Origin of the sequence: Nocardioides guangzhouensis (assembly GCF_004519545.1) — a bacterium.
Classification (GTDB): Bacteria; Actinomycetota; Actinomycetes; order Propionibacteriales; family Nocardioidaceae; genus Nocardioides; species Nocardioides guangzhouensis.
On the sequence record NZ_SDKM01000021.1, the window covers coordinates 1 to 19,543 of the forward strand.

Here is a 19,543-nt window from a genome sequence, read left to right on the forward strand (position 1 = left end):
GCGTGCGAAGTGACAAGAACACCGCGTTACAGCTGAGCGGGCGGTCAGATCCCGGGGCGCTCGGCGGCGATCGTGGTGTCGTCGCCGTGACCGGTGTGGACGACGGTGTCGTCGGGGAGGGTGAGCAGCCGGGCCCGGATGGAGTCGCGGATCTGGTCGGCGTCGCTGAACGACCGGCCGGTCGCGCCGGGGCCGCCCTGGAAGAGGGTGTCGCCGGTGAACACGCAGCCGAGGTCGGGGGCGTGGAAGCAGACCGCGCCGGGAGCGTGGCCGGGGGTGTGCAGCGCGACCAGGGTGGTGCCGCCGACCGTGATCTCCTGGCCGTCGGCGAGGTCGACGTCCCACAGCTCGTCGGTGTGCGTGAGCTCCCACAGCGGCCGGTCGTCGGGGTGCAGCAGGATCGGCGCGCGTACGGCGGCACGCAGCGCCGGCGCGACCCGGACGTGGTCATCGTGGGCGTGGGTGCACAGGATCGCCTTCACGGTCCGGTCCCCCACCACCGCCAGGATCGCGTCGACGTCGTGCGGGGCGTCGATCACCACGCACTCGGCGTCGTCGCCGACCACCCAGATGTTGTTGTCGACGTCGAAGGTCTCGCCGTCGAGGCTGAACGTGCCGCTCACCACGGCATGGTCGACCCGTGCCGTCATGCCGGGGTCCCCGCGTCGGCGCGCGCGGAGCGAGTGGCGTCGTGGGGTGTCAGGATCACCACGCTGCGGAGCACGTCGCCGTGGTGCATCTTCTCGAACGCCGCCTCCACGTCCTCGAGGCCGACCTCCTCGGAGACGAACGTGTCCAGGTCCAGCCGGCCCTGGCGGTAGAGGTCGACCAGCATCGGGAAGTCGCGGGTGGGCAGGCAGTCGCCGTACCAGCTGGACTTCAGTGCGCCGCCGCGACCGAACACGTCGATCAGCGGCAGGTCCGGCAGCTTCATGTCCGGGGTCGGCACCCCGACCAGTACCAGCACCCCGGCCAGGTCGCGGGCGTAGAAGCCCTGCTTCCAGGTCTCCGGGCGGCCGACCGCCTCGATGACCACGTCGGCACCGTCCGCGCCGGCGTACGTCTCCGCGCAGATCCGCTTGATCTCCGCCACCGGGTCGGTCGCCGAGGAGTCCACGACGTGGGTGGCACCCATCCGGCGCGCGGTCACGAGCTTCTTCGCGTCGATGTCGACCGCGATGATCGGGCTCGCCCCGGCCAGCGCCGAGCCGGCCACCGCCGCCACCCCCACGCCGCCGCAGCCGATGACCGCCACGGACGTCCCGCGGGTCACCGCGCCGGTGTTGATGGCGGCCCCGATGCCGGCCATCACCCCGCAGCCCAGCAGCCCGACCGCGGCCGGGCGGGCCTCGGCGTCGACCTTCGTGCACTGGCCGGCGGCGACCAGCGTCTTCTCCGCGAACGCCCCGATCCCCAGCGCCGGCGACAGCTGCGTACCGTCCTCCAGGGTCATCTTCTGCGTCGCGTTGTGGGTGTTGAAGCAGTAGTGCAGGTCGCCCCGCCGGCAGGCCCGGCACTCCCCGCACACGGCCCGCCAGTTGAGGACCACGAAGTCGCCCGGCGCCACCTCGGTGACGTCCGGGCCGACCGACTCCACGATCCCGGCCGCCTCGTGACCGAGCAGGAACGGGAAGTCGTCGTTGATCCCGCCCTCGCGGTAGTGCAGGTCGGTGTGGCACACGCCGCAGGCCTGGACCCGGACGACGGCCTCGCCCGGACCGGGGTCGGGCACGTTGATCGTGACCACCTCCACGGGCGCTCCCTTGGCCTTCGCCACCACTGCACGGACCTGCTGCATCGACGTCTCCTCACGGGTCGTGGTTGTCGTCATCCAAGCAGACCGGCCGGAATGCAACCCGGCTCCACGCTTTCGCGTCTTGGGTGCGGAAGGATGGTGAGGCGGATGCACACCACGACGCACCCGGGGGCTGTGATGACGCGTGACGGCACGTCGGCGAAGGACGCCGAGTTCAGTGCGTGGATGACGGCCCGGCAGCCTGCGCTGCTCCGCACGGCGTACCTCCTCACCGGCGACCACCACAGCGCCGAGGACCTCGTGCAGACCACGCTGGCCAAGGTCTACCTCTCGTGGGACAAGGTGAGGAAGCGGGAGGTCGTCGACGGCTACGCCCGGCGGATCCTGGTCAACGAGAACAACTCGATCTGGCGCCGCGCGTGGAAGAAGCGCGAGGTCACCAGCGACCAGGTCCCCGAGCAGCGCGGCGTGCGCGACCGGTACGACGAGGGGCAGAGCTCGGCGCTCTGGGACCACGTGCAGACCCTCCCGCGCAAGCAGCGGGCGGTGATCGTGCTCCGGTACTACGAGGAGCTGAGCGAGGCCGAGACCGCCGAGGTGCTCGGCATCAGCGTCGGGACCGTGAAGTCCCAGGCCAGCCGCGCGCTGGCCACCCTGCGGCAGGACGCCGCACGACACCTCGAGATGAGCGGGGAGGAGGAGCGATGAGCAACCCCCAGGACAACCTGACCGACCAGCTGACCCGCGAGCTGCACCAGCGCGGCGCGACCGTGGAGGGCCAGCCCATCGGCCTCGGCGACGTGAAGCGGCAGGCGGGCCGGATCCGCCGGCGCCGCAGCCTCGCGGCCGGCGCGGCCGTGGCGGCGGTGGTCGCCATCGCGGTCCCGTCGTTCATGGCGGCCGGCAACCTGTTCCCGGACGCCTCCGACAAGGGGCAGGTCCCCGCGACCAACAGCCCGAACCCCACCCAGGACGTCACCATCGAGCCGGGCGGCACGGTCGTGCTGAAGGGCGACGCGCCGCAGGGTGCGGACCCGACGATGGAGTACGTCGACGGCGAGACCCTGGTCACCTCGAGCGGCAACCGGATCCCGCTGGACGCGTCGTACCACTACGTCGCGCGGGTCGGGGACGAGCTGCTCGCCGTCCGCGCGGGCGACCCCGGCACCTTCGTCGACGTCCTCGACGCCGAGGGCACGGTGGTCGACACCTCCGAGACCATGGCCGAGGCGGTCAGCTCCGCCGACCACACGGTCGGCGCGTGGATCACCCCGTCCGGCGCGATCCTGACCCGCTTCCAGGGCCGCACCGTGCGGCTGAACGACGCGGGCAACGACGGGGGCCAGGCGGTCGAGATCCTCGGCAGCGGCTCGTGCCTGGAGGACGAGGGCGGCTGCCAGGTGTTCTTCAACCGCTTCGGCGAGGGCAAGCCGGAGGCCGCGGACTCGCACGGCATCGTCGACGTCGTCCCCGGCGGCTTCAGCGCCGTCCGTGCGGTGTCGCCGGAGGGTCTCGTGGCCGGCCAGGTCTCCCCGATGAGCGGCGACCCGGGCGCCCCGGCTTGCAGCGCGGTCTACGACCTGCGGGCGGGAAAGCAGCTGTGGAAGACCTGCGACTACGTCTTCGAGTACGCCGGCTCCGGCTTCTCCCCGGACGAGTCCACGATCGTCGGCTACCACCAGGACGCCGACGGCGCCGGGCCGCGCTCGATGGTGGTGCTGGACGCGCGGACCGGCGAGGTGAGGATGCGGTTCGAGGTCGAGGGCGCCGAGACCCGGCGCCCGGCGGGGTCGATCGTGGACACGGCGTGGGAGGACGACGCCCACCTGGTCGTGAAGACCGAGGGGTCGAGCGCCGACGGCATCCCGTCGTACAACCTGTGGCGGGTCGGGCTCGACGGCAGCGTCGAGCGGGTCCTCGACCACGACAACACCTCCGGCGGCGAGGTCCAGCCCTGGGTCTTCCTGGACTGACTCCACCGCACGGCCTACGGCGCCCCGGTTGCCCTCGGCAGCCGGGGCGTCTGCGCGACGTCAGGCGAACGGGTCGCCCGGGCAGCCGGGGCGCATGACGTCCGCGGACTCAGGCGACGACGGTGGTGATCGGCTGCGAGGAGTCGGCGGGAAGGTCCAGGGCCGAGGGCGTCCGACCGCGCGCCACCAGCTCCGCGCCGAGCGCGGCGACCATCGCGCCGTTGTCCGTGCACAGGCCCGGCCGGGGCACCCGCACCCGGATGCCGAGGTCGGCGGCCCGTTCGGTCGCCATCGCCCGGAGCCGGGAGTTCGCCGCGACCCCGCCGCCGATGAGGATGTCCTCGATCCCGCGGGTGGTGGCAGCGTCGAGGGCCTTGCGGACCAGCACGTCACACACGGCCTCCTGGAAGGAGGCGGCCACGTCCGCGACGGGCACCGGCTCCCCCGCCCGCTCGCGCGCCTCGACCCAGCGCGCGACGGCAGTCTTGAGGCCGGAGAACGAGAAGTCGAAGCGATGCCGCTCGAGGTCCTTGCGCGAGGTCAGCCCGCGCGGGAAGTCGACGTACACGCTGGAGCCGGACGTGGCGGCGCGGTCGATGTGCGGGCCGCCGGGGAACGGCAGGCCGAGGAGCCGGGCGACCTTGTCGAAGGCCTCGCCGGCGGCGTCGTCGATGGTGGCACCGAGCGGCTCGACGCCGACGGTCACGTCGTCGACCTCGAGGAGCGAGGAGTGGCCGCCGCTGACCAGCATGGCCAGGCAGGGCTCGGGGAGCGGGCCGTGCTCGAGCTGGTCGACCGCGACGTGGGCGGCGAGGTGGTTGACGCCGTAGATCGGCTTGCCCAGGCCGAGCGCCAGCGCCTTCGCGGCGGCGACCCCGACCAGCAGGGCGCCGGCCAGGCCGGGACCGCTGGTGACGGCGATCGCGTCGACGTCGTCGAGGCGTACGCCGGCGGTCTCGCAGGCGCGCTCGATGGTCGGCACCATCGCCTCGAGGTGGGCACGCGAGGCGACCTCGGGAACCACGCCACCGAACCGGGCGTGCTCGTCGACGCTGCTGGCGACCGCGTCCGCGAGCAGCGTGTGGCCGCGGACGATGCCGACGCCGGTCTCGTCGCAGGAGGTCTCGATGCCGAGGACCAGGGGCTCGTTCATCGGGGCCCCCACATGATTGTCGGCGGGAGGAGCGAAGCGGGGGGAGCCGGGAATCTCGTGGGGTGATTCATGACGCGGCCTCCAGGAGGGGGCGGGCGAGGACCAGGGCGTCGGAGCCGTCGCGGTAGTAGCGCCGGCGCACGTCGATGCGCGTGAAGCCCTCCGCCGCGTAGAACCCGAGAGCGCGCTTGTTCGCGGCGCTCACCTCGAGCAGCATCCGGTCGGCGCCGTCGGCGCGCGCGGACACCACGAGGTGCTCGAGCAGACGGCCCCCGAGCCCGGCCCGCCGGTGGTCCGGGGCGACCGCGATCCGCTGCAGGTCGACGACGTCGCCGGCCAGCATCGTGACCGCGTAGCCGACCACGCCCCCCTCGGCGTCGGCCACCACCGAGCGGCGGCCGGGGCCGGTGAGCTCCTCGTGCAGCGCCGCCTCGCCCCACGCGTCCCGACCGAACAGGGCGGCGTCGAGGGCGACCAGGGCGGGTACGTCGTCGGGCACGGCCGGGCGGAGGATCGCGCTGGTCACGACACAGCCTTCGGCGGGTGCGGCGCCATCGCGTCGGGGCGGCGGAGGTAGAGCGGCTCCGGCGCGACCACCTCGGCCAGGCCGCGGGCGACCACCCGGGCCAGCCAGCCGGCGGACGGGCGGACCGGGCCGGTCGCGGACGGGAACGTCATCGGGTAGAGGTGCGCCCCCTCGCCCACCACCGGGTGCTCGGTCTCGATCTCGCCGGGGCGGTCGACGGCCGGGCCGGAGGTACGACGCCCGGTGGCGTCGTACGTCGCCCAGTAGACCTCCTTGCGCCGTGCGTCGGTGGCGACCAGGAAGGCGGTGGAGACCGCGTCCGTGGCGACCGCCTCGGCGGCCAGCACGTCCAGCGAGCAGACCCCGTGGACCGGGATGCCGAGCACCAGGCCGAGGGTGCGGGCGGTGACCAGCCCGACCCGGAGCCCGGTGAACGGGCCGGGACCGGCGCCGACGGCGACCGCCGTGAGGTCGGTGCGGGAGGCGCCGGCCTCGTCCAGCACGCGGGCGATCAGCGGGGCGAGCTGCTCGCCGTGCTTCATGGTCTGCTCCGAGCGCAGGTCCGCGACGACGTCGTCCCCGTCGGCGAGGGCGACGGCGACCTGCGGCGAGGAGGTGTCGAGGGCGAGCAGCACGACTAGAGGCTAGCGACCGTCGCGGCGACCAGCCGGTCGAGGCCCGCGTCGAGCCAGCGCAGCCCGACCGGCTCGATCTCGACGGTCCGGGGGTCGTGGTCCTCGCCGGTCTCGTCGTCCCCCACGGCCCGGTGCAGCCGCAGCTCGAGGCGCTCGTCGGCGAGGCCCTCGGCGACCCCCTCGCCCCACTCCACGACGGTGACCGCGTCGGTCAGCGAGGTGTCGAGGTCGAGGTCGTCCAGCTCGTCGATGCCGCCGAGGCGGTAGGCGTCGACATGGACCAGCGGCGGGCCGGCGGCCAGGGACGGATGCACCCGCGCGATCACGAACGTCGGCGAGGTGATCTCCCCGCGCACGCCGAGGCCCTCCCCGATGCCCTTGGTCATCGTGGTCTTCCCGGCGCCGAGGTCGCCGGAGAGGATCAGCAGGTCGCCGCGGCGCAGCAGCGCGGCCAGGCCCACGCCGAACGCCCGGGCGTCCTCGGCGGTCGGCAGCGCGACCGTGCGCGGGAACACCTTGGCCAGCCGCTCGGTCACGCCGACCCGGCCGGACGGGACGTACCCGTGGTGCTTCCAGAACTCGATCGACTCCGGGAGCTCGACCCGGGCCTTCACCCGCACGCCCTCGGCGCCGCGCGCCGCGGCGTACTCCTCGGCGACGGCGACCAGCCGCGACGCGACCCCGTGGCCCTGCGCGTCGGGCACGACTCCGAACCGGCGCAGCATCAGGCCGGGGCCGGAGTCGTCGAAGAGCAGCGCGCCGACCGGGCGGCCGTCGAGGGACGCCAGCAACCCGCCGTACGCCGCGAGCTCGGCGGCGACCGACGGCTCGTCCTCCGACAGCGCGTCGGCCGGCGGGTCGAGCACGGGCCGGGCCCCGAACGCCTCCTGGATCACCGACAGCACCTGGCGCGCCGCCGTCGCGTCGACTACGCGGACCTCGACGCTCACCACTCGTCCTCCTCCTCCGGGACGTGCGCCGCGGCGGCCGCGATGAGCTGGTCGAGCGCGGCGTTGACCTGTTCGTGGCGCTCGAGGATCACCATGTGGCCGGCGCCCTCGCACTCGACGAGCTGGGAGCCCGGGATCATCGCGTGCAGCTTGCGGCTGTGACCGATCGCGGTGACCTTGTCGCGGGTGCCACAGATGATCGTGGTCGGGATCCGCTCGAGCGCGCTGACAGTGGCGAACTTGTCGAGGGACTCGAAGTTCGGGAAGAACTCCGCGATCACCTCGAACTTCGTCGAGGACAGCATGTCGTCGACGAACTGCACGTAGTCCGCGGGCACCTCGTCGCCGAACGCGAACATGTCGGTGGCGACGGTCGCGACGTCCTTGCTCACCCGTCTCAGGCCGTCGACCACCCGGCCGGTGCGGGCCAGCGCGGCGACCACGCGCTGGGCGACGTCGCCGCCGAAGGTCTCCGGGAGCAGCGGCACCAGCATCCGGTGCGGGTGCAGTCCGCCGGCGGTCGTGGAGATGAGAGCGACCCCGGTGATCCGGTCGCCGAACAGCTCGGGGTGCTGCTCGGCCAGCGCGATCACGGACATCCCGCCCATGGAGTGCCCGACCAGGACGATCCGCCCGTCCGGGGCCACCTGCTCGATGACCTGGCGCAGGTCGTGGCCGAGCTGGTCGATGGTCGCGTGCCCGGGGCGGGAGCGGCCGCTGCGGCCGTGCGAGCGCTGGTCGTAGAACACGGTGCGGACCAGGCCGCGGTAGCCGGCCCGCTGGAAGTGCCAGCAGTCGAGGTTGAGCGCGTAGCCGTGCACGAACACGACGGTCATCCGGGCGGCGTCGTCGCGGGCGCGGCGCCGCGCGCCGCCCTCGGGGTGGTACTCGTCGACCTCGACGTGCAGCGGCACCCCGTCCTCCGCGATCACGGTGCGAGGCTCCGACCGGAGCGACCCGAGCCTGGTCGCCTCGCCCTGGCCGCGCTGGGCGATCACGCGGCGCCGCCGGGCCACTCCGACCGCGGCACCGGCGGCCGCCAGCCCGGCGGCCCCGGCGGCGTACGTCAGGACGCGGCGGCGCAGGCTCACTCGGGGCTCTCCTCGGAGTCGACGGTGCGGCGGGTGAAGCGGCCCCCGATGCGGGTCACGATCTCGTAGTTGATGGTGCCGACGGCACGCGCCCAGTCGGTGGCGGTCGGGGAGCCGTCGAGGCCGGTCCCGAACAGCACCACCTCGTCGCCGGGCTCGGCAGTATCGTCGCCGAGCTCGACGACGAACTGGTCCATGCAGACCACGCCGCGGATCGGGCGCCGCTTGCCTCCGATGCCGACCTCGGCGCGGTTGCCGGCGATCCGCGGCACCCCCTCGCCGTACCCGGCGGGCACGAGGGCGACGGTGGTGTCGCGGTCGGTGGTCCAGCTGTGGCCGTAGGACACGCTGGCGCCGGCGGTCAGCCGCTTCACCATCGCCAGCCGGGCGCGCACCGTCATCGCGGGCAGCAGTCCGACCTCGGCGGTGCCGGGCTGCCCGGGCGCCGGGTCGAGGCCGTAGCTGGCGATGCCGCAGCGGACCAGGTCGAAGCGCGAGCTCGGCCGCAGGATCGCCGCGGCGCTGTTGGCGAGGTGGCGGACCTCCGGGTCGAGGCCGGCCTCCTCGGCCACCACCAGTGCCTCACGGAAGACCGCCTCCTGCTCGTCGTTCGCCGGGTGCTCGGGCTCGTCGCTGCACGCGAAGTGGGACCAGATGCCGGTGATCCGGACGTCACCGGTCTCCTCGGCCTGCCGCGCCGCCCCGGCCAGGGTGGGCCAGTCCGCGATCGCGCAGCCGCCGCGGGAGAGCCCCGTGTCGACCTTGAGCTGGACCCGGGCGGTGACCCTGAGGTGGTGGGCGGCGTGCTCGATCTCGGCGAGCTCGGCCAGGGAGTACGCCGTGACGTCGACGCCGAGCTCGACGGCCGCGCCGTAGTCCTCGCCCGGGACGCCGAGCCAGCACAGGACCGGGCCGGAGTCGCCGGCGGCGCGCAGCGTCAGCGCCTCGTCGATGGTGGCCACGCCGAGCCAGTCGGCCCCCGCCTCCCGGGCCGCGCGCGCCGAGGCGAGCATCCCGTGGCCGTACCCGTCCGCCTTCACCACCGTCATCATCAACGCCGAGGTGCCTGCTCTTGACGGCCCGGGTGCCCCGTCTTGACGGCCGAGGTGCCCGGTCCTGTCGTCCGGGGTCGCGGGGGTCGCGACGACCTCGCGGAGCCGGCGTACGTTGTGCCGGATCGCGGCCACGTCGACCACGATCTCGGCGCGTGCCGGCTCCGGACTCATGCCGCCGATTCTTTCAGGTCCGGCCGCCGGGGTGCGGGGGCGTGCCGCAGGACGGCGCAAGTCGGGGCACTTCGGACATCGATTCCGGGCACCTCGGCGCGCGATACGGGGCACTTCGGCGGTCAGAGGGTGCGGATGACGGCGGGGACGGAGCGGGCGACGTCGAGGGCGGTGATCGGGGCCCGCCCGCCGTCCGAGGCGTACGTCGCGGCGGCGCCGTGCAGCCAGGAGCCCACCGACGCCGCGTCGTACGGCGCGAGCCCGGCCGCCAGCAGCGCGCCGACCAGCCCGGCCAGCACGTCACCGGCCCCGGCGGTAGCCAGCCAGGGCACGCCGGTCGTGGTCACCCGCACGTCGCCGCCCGGCGCCGCGACCAGCGTGTGCCGGCCCTTGAGCAGGCAGACCGCGTTCCAGCGCTCGGCGGCGGCCCGCGCGTGCTCGAGCTGCCGCGCCTCGACCTCGTCACGCTCGACCCCGAGCATCCGGGCCAGCTCGCCCGCGTGCGGGGTCAGCACCAGCGGGACCGGCGGCTCGGCGGGCAGGTGGGCGAGGGCGTCGGCGTCCACCACCACCGGTATGTCGTCGCGGAGCGCGGACGCGAGGTCGGCACCGGCCGCCTCGCCCCCGCCCGACCCGACCACCCAGGCCTGCACCCGGCCGGTGGCCGCCACGACCTCGGGGTGCACCAGCCGGACCTGCTCGAAGACCGCGTCCGGGCCGGCGTACCGCACCATCCCGACCAGGCCGGTCGCCGCTCCGGCGACGGAGAGCAGCCCGGCGCCGGGGTACGCGGTGCCGGTGCGGATCCCGACCACGCCGCGGGTGTACTTGTGGTCCGCGCCGCGCGGTCGCGGCAGCAGCGCCGCCACGTCGTCCGGCTGGAGCGCGGTGACCGGCGCCGTCGGCAGCTCGAGCCCGATGTCGACCAGCAGCACCGCTCCGCAGGCAGTGGCGGCCGGATCGACCAGGTGCGCGACCTTGTGGGTGCCGAAGGTGACGGTCACGTCGGCCCGCACGTGCGGCCCGTCCACCCGCCCGTCGTCGACCGACACTCCGGACGGCACGTCCACCGCGACCACCGGGACCCCCTCGTGCCGGGCCAGCTCCGCCGCGGCGTCGTCGCGCAGCCCGGGCCGGCCGCCGATCCCGACGATCCCGTCCACGACCACGTCAGGGCGCGCGGCCTCGCCGGTCGCGACCACGCGTCCGCCGACCGCCCGCAGTGCCGCCAGCCCGGCCTCGTGCACCGTCGACCCCAGCGGGACCACCTCGACCGCGCTGCCGCGGCGGGCGAGCAGCGTTCCGGCGTACAGCGCGTCGCCGCCGTTGTCGCCGGACCCGACCAGGAGGAGGACCCGGCGGCCGTAGGCACCGCCGAGCAGGTCGACGACCGCCGCGGCCAGCCCGGCCGCGGCCCGTGCCATCAGCGTGCCGTCCGGCAGCTGCGCCATCAGGGCCTGCTCGGCGGCCCGGACCTGCTCGACGGTGTGTGCGCTGCGCATGGCCTCAAGATAGGGCGCGTCTCCCACGTCGGCGCCGTCGCGAGCGGGATTTCGCGCCGCATCTGGCAAGGCGGAGGTGCGAAGGCGGGACGGAGTCCCGACGAGTCGCCGACAACGCCGCCAGATCGGATGCGAAAGTCCGCGCAGCAGGCGCACCGACGTGGGAGCCGTGCCCGGGTCAGGCCATCGACAGCAGGAACGCGCACGCGAAGCCGAGCACGGTCACCAGCCCGACCAGCCGGCCGGCATGCTCGACCGCCTCGGGCAGCATCGTGTCCGCGAGCATGGTCAGGATCGCGCCGGCCGCGAACGCCTGGGTCGCGGCCACCACCTCGGGCCGGGCGTCGCCGAGGGCGGCGTACCCGACCGCCGCGGCCGCCGTCGAGGCCGCGGTCACCGCGGCCCACAGGCCCATGATGTGCCCCGCCGGCCGCCCGACCGCGCGCATGCCGGCCGACGCGGACAGCGCCTCGGGAATGTTGGAGAGGAACACCGCGGCCACCACCGCGACCCCGACCGAGCCGCCCTCGACCAGGGTGATGCCGATCGCCGCGGACTCCGGGATGCCGTCCAGCAGCGCGCCGAGCACGAGCGCGGACGCGGTGGCCCCGGCCTGCGGGCCGACCGGGCTCTTGCGCCGGTGACCGCCGCGCTGGTCGATCCACCAGTCGCCCGCGAAGAAGGTCAGGGCCCCGGCGAGCAGCCCCAGCACGACCGGGGTCCCGCCGGCCAGGTCGAACGCGTCGCCGGTCAGCTCGTACGCCGCCGCGCTGATCAGGACGCCGGCGCCGAAGCCCATCGTGATCCCGATGAGCCGGTTCGACGCGGACAGCCAGATCCCGGCCGCGGCGCCGACCAGCAGCGCGGCGCCTCCGACGAAGCCCCACCACGCCGCCTCGAGCACCTAGGGCACCTCCCCTACCCCTCCAACACGACGATGGCACTGGCGATCCCCGCGTCGTGCGACAGCGACAGGTGCACGTCGCGTGCGCCGAGCGCCTCCGCGGACGCGGCGACGGTGCCGCTCAGCACGAACCGGGGCCGGCCGCTGTCCTCCTTGACCACCTCGGCGTCGTGCCAGGCCAGCCCGGCCGGCGCGCCGAGCGCCTTGGCGATCGCCTCCTTGGCAGCGAAGCGTGCCGCGAGCGAGGCCGGCGGCAGCGCAGCCTCCGCCGGGGTGAACAGGCGCTCGCGGAGCCCCGGCGTACGGGTGAGCGACTCCACGAACCGGTCGACGTCGACGACGTCGATCCCGACCCCGACGATCACAGGCGCCTGCCTACTCGACCGTGACGGACTTGGCGAGGTTGCGGGGCTGGTCGACGTCGTGGCCCATCAGCGTCGCGAGCTCGCAGGCGAACAGCTGCAGCGGGATCGCGGCGACCACGGGCTGGAGGAGCGTGGGTACGACGGGCAGCGGCAGCAGCACGTCGGCGTACGGCGCCACGTCGTCGTCGCCCTCCTCGGCCAGCACGATGGTGCGGGCGCCGCGGGCACGGATCTCCTGGATCGCGCTGACCATCTTGTCGTGCAGCTGGTCGCGACCCCGGGGAGGCACCACGCAGAACACCGGGAGGTCCTGCTCGATCAGCGCGATCGGTCCGTGCTTGAGCTCACCGGCCGCGAAGCCCTCGGCGTGGATGTAGGCCAGCTCCTTGAGCTTCAGCGCACCCTCGAGCGCCACCGGGAAGCCGGCGTGCCGGCCCAGGAACAGCACCGACTTGGCGTCGGCGAGCGTCTTTGCCAGGTCGAGCACGCTCGCGGACTCGTCGAGCTGCCGCTGCAGGTGACCGGGCAGCTTGGCGAGCTCCTCGACCACGTCCCTGATCTCGTCGCCGAAGCGGGTGCCGCGCACCTGCGCGAGGAACAGCCCGAGCAGGTAGCAGGCGATGAGCTGGGTGACGAAGCCCTTGGTGGACGCGACGCCGATCTCCGGACCGGCGTGGGTGTAGATCACCGCGTCGGACTCGCGCGGGATGGTCGAGCCGTTGGTGTTGCAGATCGCGAGCACCTTGGACTTCTGCTCGCGCGCATAGCGGATCGCCATCAGGGTGTCGGCGGTCTCGCCGGACTGGCTGATCGCGACCACCAGCGTGTTGCGGGTCAGGATCGGGTCGCGGTAGCGGAACTCGTGGGACAGCTCGACCTCGCACGCGATCCGGGTCCAGTGCTCGATGGCGTACTTCGCGACCATCGCCGCGTAGTTGGAGGTGCCGCAGGCGATGATGATGATCTTGTCGATCTCGCGGAGGTCCTCGTCGGAGATCCGGACCTCGTCGAGCTTGAGGGCACCGGACTCGGTGTGCCGGCCGAGCAGGGCGTCCGCGACCGCCCGCGGCTGCTCGTGGATCTCCTTGCGCATGAACCAGTCGTAGCCGTCCTTCTCGGCGGCCGAGAGGTCCCAGTCGACGTGGTAACACGTGCCCTCGGCCGGGTTGCCGTCGAAGTCGCTGACGTCCACGCCCTCGCGCGTGATCGTGACCACCTGGTCCTGGCCGAGCTCCAGCGCGTCGCGGGTGTGCTCGATGAACGCGGCAACGTCGGACCCGAGGAAGTTCTCGCCCTCGCCGAGCCCGACGACGAGCGGGGAGTTGCGACGGGCGGCGACCACGCGGGACGGGTCCTGGGCGTCCATCGCGACCAGCGTGAACGCTCCCTCCAGCTCGCGGCAGACGGCCTGCATCGCGGTGGTCAGGTCGGCCCCGGCCTCGAGCTGCTGCTCGAGCAGGTGGGCGGCCACCTCGGTGTCGGTCTCGGAGACCAGGTCGTGCCCGTCGGCCTCCAGCCGCGCCCGCAGCCGGGCGAAGTTCTCGATGATCCCGTTGTGGACCAGGGCGACCCGGCCGCGCGCACCGAGGTGGGGGTGGGCGTTGGCGTCGTTGGGGGCACCGTGGGTCGCCCAGCGGGTGTGCCCGATGCCGGTGGTGGACGACGGCAGCGGGCTCTCCTCGATCGCCTTCTCGAGGTTCGCCAGCTTGCCGGCACGCTTGTCGGAGGCGATCCGGCCGTCGTCGATCAGGGCGATGCCGGCCGAGTCGTAGCCGCGGTACTCCAGCCTGCGGAGTCCCTCGATCACGACGCCCTGCGCCTGCTTCTCACCCACGTATCCGACGATTCCGCACATGGTCGGGAGCATATCGGGCCGGCTTCGGGAACCCCCGGTCGCGCCCGGGCACCTGTGGCGGCTGCAACAATGCCGCCCATGTCCTCCTCCCCCGGACGCGAGAACGGGTCCGAGAGCCGCGACACCTCGCCGTACGTCGAGCTGGACCGCGCCGCCTGGGCCGCCCTCGCCCACTCGACGGAGCAGCCGCTCAGCGCGGAGGAGATCGTCCGGCTGCGTGGCCTGGGCGACCAGCTCGACCTCGACGAGATCCGGCAGGTCTACCTCCCGCTGTCCCGGCTGCTCAGCATGTACGTCGAGTCCGCGGGCCGGCTGCACCGGATGCAGGAGGAGTTCCTCGAGCGCCCCTACCCGCCGCGCACGCCGTTCGTGATCGGGCTGGCCGGCTCGGTGGCGGTGGGCAAGTCGACCACCGCCCGCGTGCTCCAGCAGATGCTGGCGCACTGGCCCGAGCACCCGTCGGTCGCCCTGGTCACCACCGACGGCTTCCTGCTGCCCAACGCCGAGCTGGAGCGACGCGGGATCATGCACCGCAAGGGCTTCCCGGAGTCCTACGACCGCAAGGCGCTGCTCCGGTTCGTCATCGACATCAAGTCCGGCAGGGACGAGGTCGAGGCGCCGATCTACTCCCACCTGGTCTACGACGTCACCGACCAGAAGGTGGTCGTTCAGAGCCCCGACATCGTGATCATCGAGGGCCTCAACGTGCTCCAGCCGGCCCGGGTCCGCGACGACGGCCGCACCGGGCTGGCGGTCTCGGACTTCTTCGACTTCAGCGTGTACGTCGACGCGGCCACCAGCGACATCCGGCGCTGGTACGTCGACCGCTTCCTGCGCCTGCGCGAGACCGCCTTCCGCGACCCCGCGTCGTACTTCACGCGCTACGGCGCCCTCACCGAGGACGAGGCGCGGTCCGAGGCGAAGCGCATCTGGGACACGATCAACGGCCCGAACCTCACCCAGAACGTGCTGCCCACACGCTCCCGGGCCACGCTCGTGCTGCGCAAGGACGGCGACCACTCGGTCCGCTACGTCCGTCTCCGCAAGCTCTGACCGGCGCCTGACCGGGATTGCGCTCGGCATCCCCACCCACCACGCTGGGAGTGCTGCCCGTCCGGTGAGGGAGGTGGCGGATGACGCAGAGCATCGTGGTCGCGGTGGACGAGTCGGGCGCCGACGCGGAGCGGCTCGAGGAGCTGTCGCTGCAGCTGCGCGAGGAGCTGCTGGGCACCGATGCCGAGGACGTCGCGCGTCTGGTCGAGGGCGAGGCGCCGCCCGGCACCCGGGCCCTCGACGTCGCCGCGGCCGGGGCGCTGGTGGTGACCGTCGCCAGCACGGTCGGCTCGATCGCGTCGGTCGTGGAGGTCGTACGCCGCTGGCTCACCCGTGCTGGCGGCGACGGGCGGACCGTGGAGATGACGATCGGCGCCAACCACCTCAAGCTGTCCGGCGGGCCGCGCGAGGAGCAGGCACGCCTGATCGAGGCGTTCCTCCAGGCGGCCGGTCAACCACCCGTCTGAGTCTTACGGCCGCAGTCCCGCACGACCACACTGGAGAGCATGGCTGCCGGACCCGGGCCGGAGCCGGCGGGCGGCAGGCGCTGCGCGCTGATCGTGGCCAGCGACGACTACCAGGACCCGGGGCTGAGCGAGCTGCGGGCCCCGGGTGCGGACGCGGACGCCCTGGCCGCGGTCCTGAGCGACCCCGAGGTCGGCGGCTTCGAGGTCCGGACCCTGCTCAACGAGCCGGCGCACCTGGTCGCCGAGGCGGTCGAGGAGTTCCTCGCCGACCGCTCCCCCGACGACCTCCTGCTGCTCCACTTCTCCTGCCACGGCATCAAGGACCAGGGCGGCGAGCTCTACTTCGCGATGACCAACACCAAGCTCCGGCTGCTCGGCGCCACCGCGGTCGCCGCCGACTTCGTGAACCGGCGGATGACCCAGAGCCGGTCCCAGCGCATCGTGCTGTTCCTCGACTGCTGCTACGCAGGCGCGTTCGACCGCGGGATGCGACCTCGAGGCTCGACGGTGATGGACCTCGAGGAACGCTTCAGCGGACGCGGACGGGCGGTGATCACCGCGTCCGGGGCCGTCGAGTACGCCTTCGAGGGCGGTGCGCTCACCGCCTCCGGCGACCCCGAGCCCTCGGTCTTCACCTCGGCCATGGTGCGCGGCCTGACCACCGGGGAGGCGGACCGGGACCAGGACGGCTACGTCGACCTCGACGAGCTCTACGACTACGTCTACGACGCGGTCCGCGAGGCCACCCCGCACCAGACCCCCGGCAAGTGGACGTACGGCGTGCAGGGCGGCCTGGTCATCGCCCGCCGCGGCAGCCCGGTGACCGAGCCGGTGGCGCTGCCGTCCGACCTCCAGCACTCGCTCGACAGCCCGCTGGCCGGCGTACGGGCGGGCGCCGTGGGCGAGCTGGCCCGGCTGGCCGCGGGTCGGCACCAGGGCCTGGCGCTGGCCGCCCGGCAGGCGCTGGAGGAGCTGGTCGACGACGACAGCCGCTCGGTCGGCGCGGCCGCGACCGCAGCGCTCGCGGACGTCCCTGCCTCGCCACCACCTGCGACGCCACCGGCGGCACCGCCACCGACCCGCACCCCCGCACCACCCACGACGCCTGCTCCCGCGGGACCGCGCGGCGGCGACCCGGCACCGGTGGTCGCACCGGGATCGCACGGCCCCCGGCTGCCCGGGTCGACCCGCAGCCGCGCCCTGCTCGCCGCCGGACTCGTCGTCGTCCTGGCCGTGGCCGGTTTCGTGGTCTGGCGCGCGCTGGACGACTCCGGCGGGTCAGGGGGCTCCGGATCGACCTCGTCGACGACGATTCCAGCCTCCTTCGACGGCCAGTGGAAGGGCAGGGGCTTCCCGCCCGAGGGTGGCAAGGCCGACCTCACCGCCACCCTCATCGAGGGCAACGTGACCGGCCGCCTCGAATCGGGTGACTCGTCGTGCTACGGCGGCTCGCTGGCCGTCCGGGAGGCGTCCTCGTCCGAGATGACGATGCGGTTCACCAGCACCAACCCGGCCTGCCCGAAGTGGACCGTCATCCTCCGGCACCTGTCCGGCGCGGACAACAGGCTCCGCATGGACGTCGATCCCGACACCGCCGATCCGTACCAGGGGCCGTTCGAGGTCCCGATGACGCGCAGCGATTGACGCCGGACCTACAGCGCGAGCCGCTCCTTGACCACCGCGGCCAGCCGTCCGGCGACGTCACTCGCGATCTCCTGGGTCGGTGCCTCGACCATCACCCGCACCAGCGGCTCGGTGCCGGACGGGCGCAGCAGCACCCGGCCGGTGTCACCGAGCTGGGCCTCGGCCTCGGCGACCGCCGCCGCGAGCGCGGTGTCGTCGTCGGCTCGCGACTTGTCGACCCCCTTGACGTTGACCAGGACCTGGGGGAGGCGGGTCATCACGCCGGCCAGGTCGGCGAGCGGGCGGCCGGTGGCGGCCATCCGCTCGAGCACGTGCAGGGCGGCCAGCAGGCCGTCGCCGGTGGTGGCGTGGTTGGTCATGATGATGTGGCCGGACTGCTCACCGCCGAGGGTGTACCCGCCGGCCTTCATCGCCTCGAGCACGTAGCGGTCGCCGACCTTGGTCTGCCGCACGCCGACGCCCTCGCCGCGCATCGCCTGGACGAAGCCGAGGTTGCTCATCACCGTGGCGACCACCGTGTCGTGGGCGAGCAGGCCCTGCTCACGCAGGCCGAGCGCGAGCACCGCCAGCAGCTGGTCGCCGTCCACGACGGTGCCCGAGGCGTCGACCGCGAGCACCCGGTCGGCGTCGCCGTCGACGGCGAACCCGGCGTCGGCACCCTGCTCGACGACGGCCTTCTGCAGGTCGTCGAGGTGCGTGGAGCCGCAGTTGTCGTTGATGTTGAGGCCGTCGGGGTCGGCATGGATCGGCACCACCTCGGCCCCGGCCGCGCGCAGCGCCTGCGGGCCGACCTCGGCGGCCGCACCCTCGGCGCAGTCGAGCACGATCTTGAGGCCCGCGAGCGAGCCCTGGACGGTGCCTGCCAGGTGGGCGGCGTAGTCGTCCACCGTCTTGTCGTACGTCGACACCCGGCCGACGTCCCGGCCGGTCGGGCGCTGCCAGTCCTCGCGGAGCTGCTTCTCGATCGCGATCTCGATGGCGTCGTCCAGCTTGTGGCCGCCGCGGGCCAGGAACTTGATGCCGTTGTCGGGCATCGGGTTGTGCGAGGCCGACAGCATCACGCCGAGGTCGGCGTCGAGTGCGCCGGTCAGGTGCGCCACCCCCGGGGTCGGGAGCACGCCGAGCAGCAGCACGTCGACGCCGGCGGAGGCCAGGCCGGCCACCACCGCGGCCTCGAGGAACTGCCCGGAGATGCGCGTGTCCCGGCCGACCACGGCGACAGGGCGGTGGCCCGCGAACGTGCCGCGCTCGGCGAGGACGTGTGCTGCAGAAACGGAGAGGTCCAGGGCCAGCTCAGCGGTCAGGTGACCGTTGGCCAGGCCCCGGACCCCGTCCGTGCCGAAGAGTCGCGTCATGCGCCCAGACTGTATGCGTTGATCAGCGCTTGCTGAACTGCGGAGCCTTGCGGGCCTTCTTGAGACCGGCCTTCTTGCGCTCGATGACGCGGGCGTCGCGGGTCAGCAGGCCGGCCTTCTTGAGCGAAGGACGGTTCGCCTCGGCGTCGACGGCGTTCAGCGCACGGGCCACGCCCAGGCGCAGCGCACCGGCCTGGCCGGTGATGCCGCCGCCGTGGATGCGGGCGATGACGTCGAAGCGGCCCTCGAGCTGGGTGTTCACGAAGGGCTCGTTGACGACCTGCTGGTGCAGCTTGTTCGGGAAGTAGGAGTCCAGCGTGCGGCCGTTGACGGTCCACTGACCGGTGCCGGGCACCAGGCGGACGCGGGCGACGGCCTGCTTGCGGCGGCCGGTGGCGGCAGCCGGGGCGACGGTCGCCGGGCGCAGCGGGGCGTCGGCGGACGGCGCGGACTCGGAGCTGTAGGCAACGCCCTGCTCGTTGACCTCGTAGGTCTCCTCGACGTCTCCGTCGACGGTCGGGTTCTCGGTGGTCTCAGCCACGATGTCTTCTCTCGATCCTTCTTCGACGACGATTACTGGGAGATCTGCTTGATCTCGAACGGCGTGGCCTTCTGGGCCGCGTGCGGGTGCTCGGGGCCGGAGTAGACCTTGAGCTTCTTCAGCATCTGGCGGCCGAGGCGGTTCTTGGGGAGCATGCCCCAGACGGCTTTCTCGATGGCCTTGCGCGCGTCCTTCTCCAGGAGCTCGCCGATCGGGGTGGCGCTGAGGCCGCCCGGGTAGCCGGAGTGGCGGTAGGCCATCTTGGTGGTCTTCTTGGTGCCGGACAGCGCGACCTTCTCGGCGTTCACGATGATGACGAAGTCACCCGTGTCGACGTGGGGCGCGAACATCGGCTTGTGCTTGCCGCGGAGGAGGTTGGCGGTCTGGACGGCGAGCCGTCCGAGGACCACGTCGGTGGCGTCGATGACGTGCCACTCGCGCTTGATGTCCGCGGGCTTGGGGCTGTACGTGCGCACAGGAACTAGCCTTCTTCGTTCGTTGGGCCCGGCACGAGGACCGTGCCGGGTGGGTTGCTGCGGCTTCTGAC

Annotated in this window: 20 protein-coding genes; 5 read left to right on the forward strand and 15 right to left on the reverse strand. The window is 73.3% G+C overall.

The features are described 5' to 3' along the window. Positions 1-44: 44 nt before the first annotated feature. Positions 45-650: an MBL fold metallo-hydrolase gene (locus EKO23_RS14505; protein WP_134718512.1), complete on the reverse strand. Its 606-nt coding sequence runs from the start codon at positions 648-650 to the stop codon at positions 45-47. Beyond that, positions 647-1,798, reverse strand: coding sequence for an S-(hydroxymethyl)mycothiol dehydrogenase (locus EKO23_RS14510; RefSeq protein WP_134718515.1), 1,152 nt, complete (start codon positions 1,796-1,798; stop codon positions 647-649). The genes EKO23_RS14505 and EKO23_RS14510 overlap by 4 nt, the downstream gene beginning before the upstream one ends. Before the next feature lie 105 nt (positions 1,799-1,903). On the opposite strand from EKO23_RS14510, the gene EKO23_RS14515 reads away from it, so the two are divergent. Both EKO23_RS14515 and EKO23_RS14520 read left to right on the forward strand, forming a co-directional pair. Further along, positions 1,904-2,464 carry a SigE family RNA polymerase sigma factor gene (locus EKO23_RS14515; RefSeq protein ID WP_246051096.1) on the forward strand — a complete coding sequence of 187 codons (561 nt, stop codon included), beginning with the start codon at positions 1,904-1,906 and terminating at the stop codon, positions 2,462-2,464. Then, entirely contained in the window at positions 2,461-3,729 is a 1,269-nt protein-coding gene (locus EKO23_RS14520; RefSeq protein WP_134718517.1) for a hypothetical protein, read from the forward strand. Before EKO23_RS14515 ends, EKO23_RS14520 begins: the two co-directional genes overlap by 4 nt. A 109-nt stretch (positions 3,730-3,838) precedes the next feature. Here the strand turns inward: EKO23_RS14520 and tsaD are convergent, their stop codons facing one another. The 10 genes from tsaD to glmS all read right to left on the reverse strand — a co-directional run bounded on the left by tsaD (position 3,839) and on the right by glmS (position 13,936). Then, the gene (gene tsaD / locus EKO23_RS14525) at positions 3,839-4,882 is read right to left on the reverse strand and encodes a tRNA (adenosine(37)-N6)-threonylcarbamoyltransferase complex transferase subunit TsaD (RefSeq protein ID WP_134718519.1); all 1,044 of its coding nucleotides are present in this window, start codon (positions 4,880-4,882) and stop codon (positions 3,839-3,841) included. A gap of 67 nt (positions 4,883-4,949) precedes the next feature. Next, complete coding sequence (gene rimI, locus EKO23_RS14530) at positions 4,950-5,408, reverse strand: ribosomal protein S18-alanine N-acetyltransferase (RefSeq protein WP_246051097.1); 459 nt, start codon at positions 5,406-5,408, stop codon at positions 4,950-4,952. Next, positions 5,405-6,043 carry a tRNA (adenosine(37)-N6)-threonylcarbamoyltransferase complex dimerization subunit type 1 TsaB gene (tsaB, locus tag EKO23_RS14535; protein ID WP_134718521.1) on the reverse strand — a complete coding sequence of 213 codons (639 nt, stop codon included), beginning with the start codon at positions 6,041-6,043 and terminating at the stop codon, positions 5,405-5,407. The genes rimI and tsaB overlap by 4 nt, the downstream gene beginning before the upstream one ends. A gap of 2 nt (positions 6,044-6,045) precedes the next feature. Beyond that, positions 6,046-6,993, reverse strand: coding sequence for a tRNA (adenosine(37)-N6)-threonylcarbamoyltransferase complex ATPase subunit type 1 TsaE (gene tsaE, locus EKO23_RS14540; RefSeq protein WP_134718523.1), 948 nt, complete (start codon positions 6,991-6,993; stop codon positions 6,046-6,048). Next, positions 6,990-8,084, reverse strand: coding sequence for an alpha/beta fold hydrolase (locus tag EKO23_RS14545; protein WP_134718525.1), 1,095 nt, complete (start codon positions 8,082-8,084; stop codon positions 6,990-6,992). Before EKO23_RS14545 ends, tsaE begins: the two co-directional genes overlap by 4 nt. Beyond that, positions 8,081-9,310 (reverse strand): alanine racemase, encoded by a 1,230-nt coding sequence (gene alr, locus EKO23_RS14550; protein ID WP_134718527.1) that lies wholly within the window; start codon positions 9,308-9,310, stop codon positions 8,081-8,083. The genes EKO23_RS14545 and alr overlap by 4 nt, the downstream gene beginning before the upstream one ends. A 122-nt stretch (positions 9,311-9,432) precedes the next feature. After that, on the reverse strand, positions 9,433-10,812 hold the full coding sequence (locus EKO23_RS14555; RefSeq protein ID WP_134718529.1) for an NAD(P)H-hydrate dehydratase: 1,380 nt from the start codon (positions 10,810-10,812) through the stop codon (positions 9,433-9,435). A 178-nt stretch (positions 10,813-10,990) separates the two neighbouring features. After that, complete coding sequence (locus tag EKO23_RS14560; protein ID WP_167880486.1) at positions 10,991-11,716, reverse strand: ZIP family metal transporter; 726 nt, start codon at positions 11,714-11,716, stop codon at positions 10,991-10,993. Between the two features lie 14 nt (positions 11,717-11,730). Beyond that, positions 11,731-12,081, reverse strand: coding sequence for a holo-ACP synthase (locus EKO23_RS14565; RefSeq protein ID WP_134718532.1), 351 nt, complete (start codon positions 12,079-12,081; stop codon positions 11,731-11,733). Between the two features lie 10 nt (positions 12,082-12,091). Beyond that, on the reverse strand, positions 12,092-13,936 hold the full coding sequence (gene glmS / locus EKO23_RS14570) for a glutamine--fructose-6-phosphate transaminase (isomerizing) (protein WP_134718534.1): 1,845 nt from the start codon (positions 13,934-13,936) through the stop codon (positions 12,092-12,094). Between the two features lie 78 nt (positions 13,937-14,014). On the opposite strand from glmS, the gene coaA reads away from it, so the two are divergent. From coaA to EKO23_RS14585, 3 genes are all read left to right on the forward strand, one after another. After that, entirely contained in the window at positions 14,015-14,989 is a 975-nt protein-coding gene (gene coaA / locus EKO23_RS14575; RefSeq protein ID WP_217702635.1) for a type I pantothenate kinase, read from the forward strand. Positions 14,990-15,069: 80 nt separating this feature from the next. Next, positions 15,070-15,456 carry a hypothetical protein gene (locus EKO23_RS14580; protein ID WP_134718537.1) on the forward strand — a complete coding sequence of 129 codons (387 nt, stop codon included), beginning with the start codon at positions 15,070-15,072 and terminating at the stop codon, positions 15,454-15,456. A 39-nt stretch (positions 15,457-15,495) separates the two neighbouring features. After that, complete coding sequence (locus EKO23_RS14585) at positions 15,496-17,100, forward strand: caspase family protein (RefSeq protein ID WP_134718539.1); 1,605 nt, start codon at positions 15,496-15,498, stop codon at positions 17,098-17,100. 8 nt (positions 17,101-17,108) lie between these two features. On the opposite strand, the gene glmM is transcribed toward EKO23_RS14585, so the two are convergent. The 3 genes from glmM to rplM are packed head-to-tail and all read right to left on the reverse strand — an operon-like array spanning position 17,109 to position 19,472. Beyond that, positions 17,109-18,455 (reverse strand): phosphoglucosamine mutase, encoded by a 1,347-nt coding sequence (gene glmM, locus EKO23_RS14590; RefSeq protein WP_134718541.1) that lies wholly within the window; start codon positions 18,453-18,455, stop codon positions 17,109-17,111. A 22-nt stretch (positions 18,456-18,477) separates the two neighbouring features. Continuing rightward, the gene (gene rpsI, locus EKO23_RS14595; protein WP_425464398.1) at positions 18,478-18,999 is read right to left on the reverse strand and encodes a 30S ribosomal protein S9; all 522 of its coding nucleotides are present in this window, start codon (positions 18,997-18,999) and stop codon (positions 18,478-18,480) included. 29 nt (positions 19,000-19,028) lie between these two features. Continuing rightward, positions 19,029-19,472: a 50S ribosomal protein L13 gene (rplM, locus tag EKO23_RS14600; RefSeq protein ID WP_134718543.1), complete on the reverse strand. Its 444-nt coding sequence runs from the start codon at positions 19,470-19,472 to the stop codon at positions 19,029-19,031. Positions 19,473-19,543: the final 71 nt, after the last annotated feature.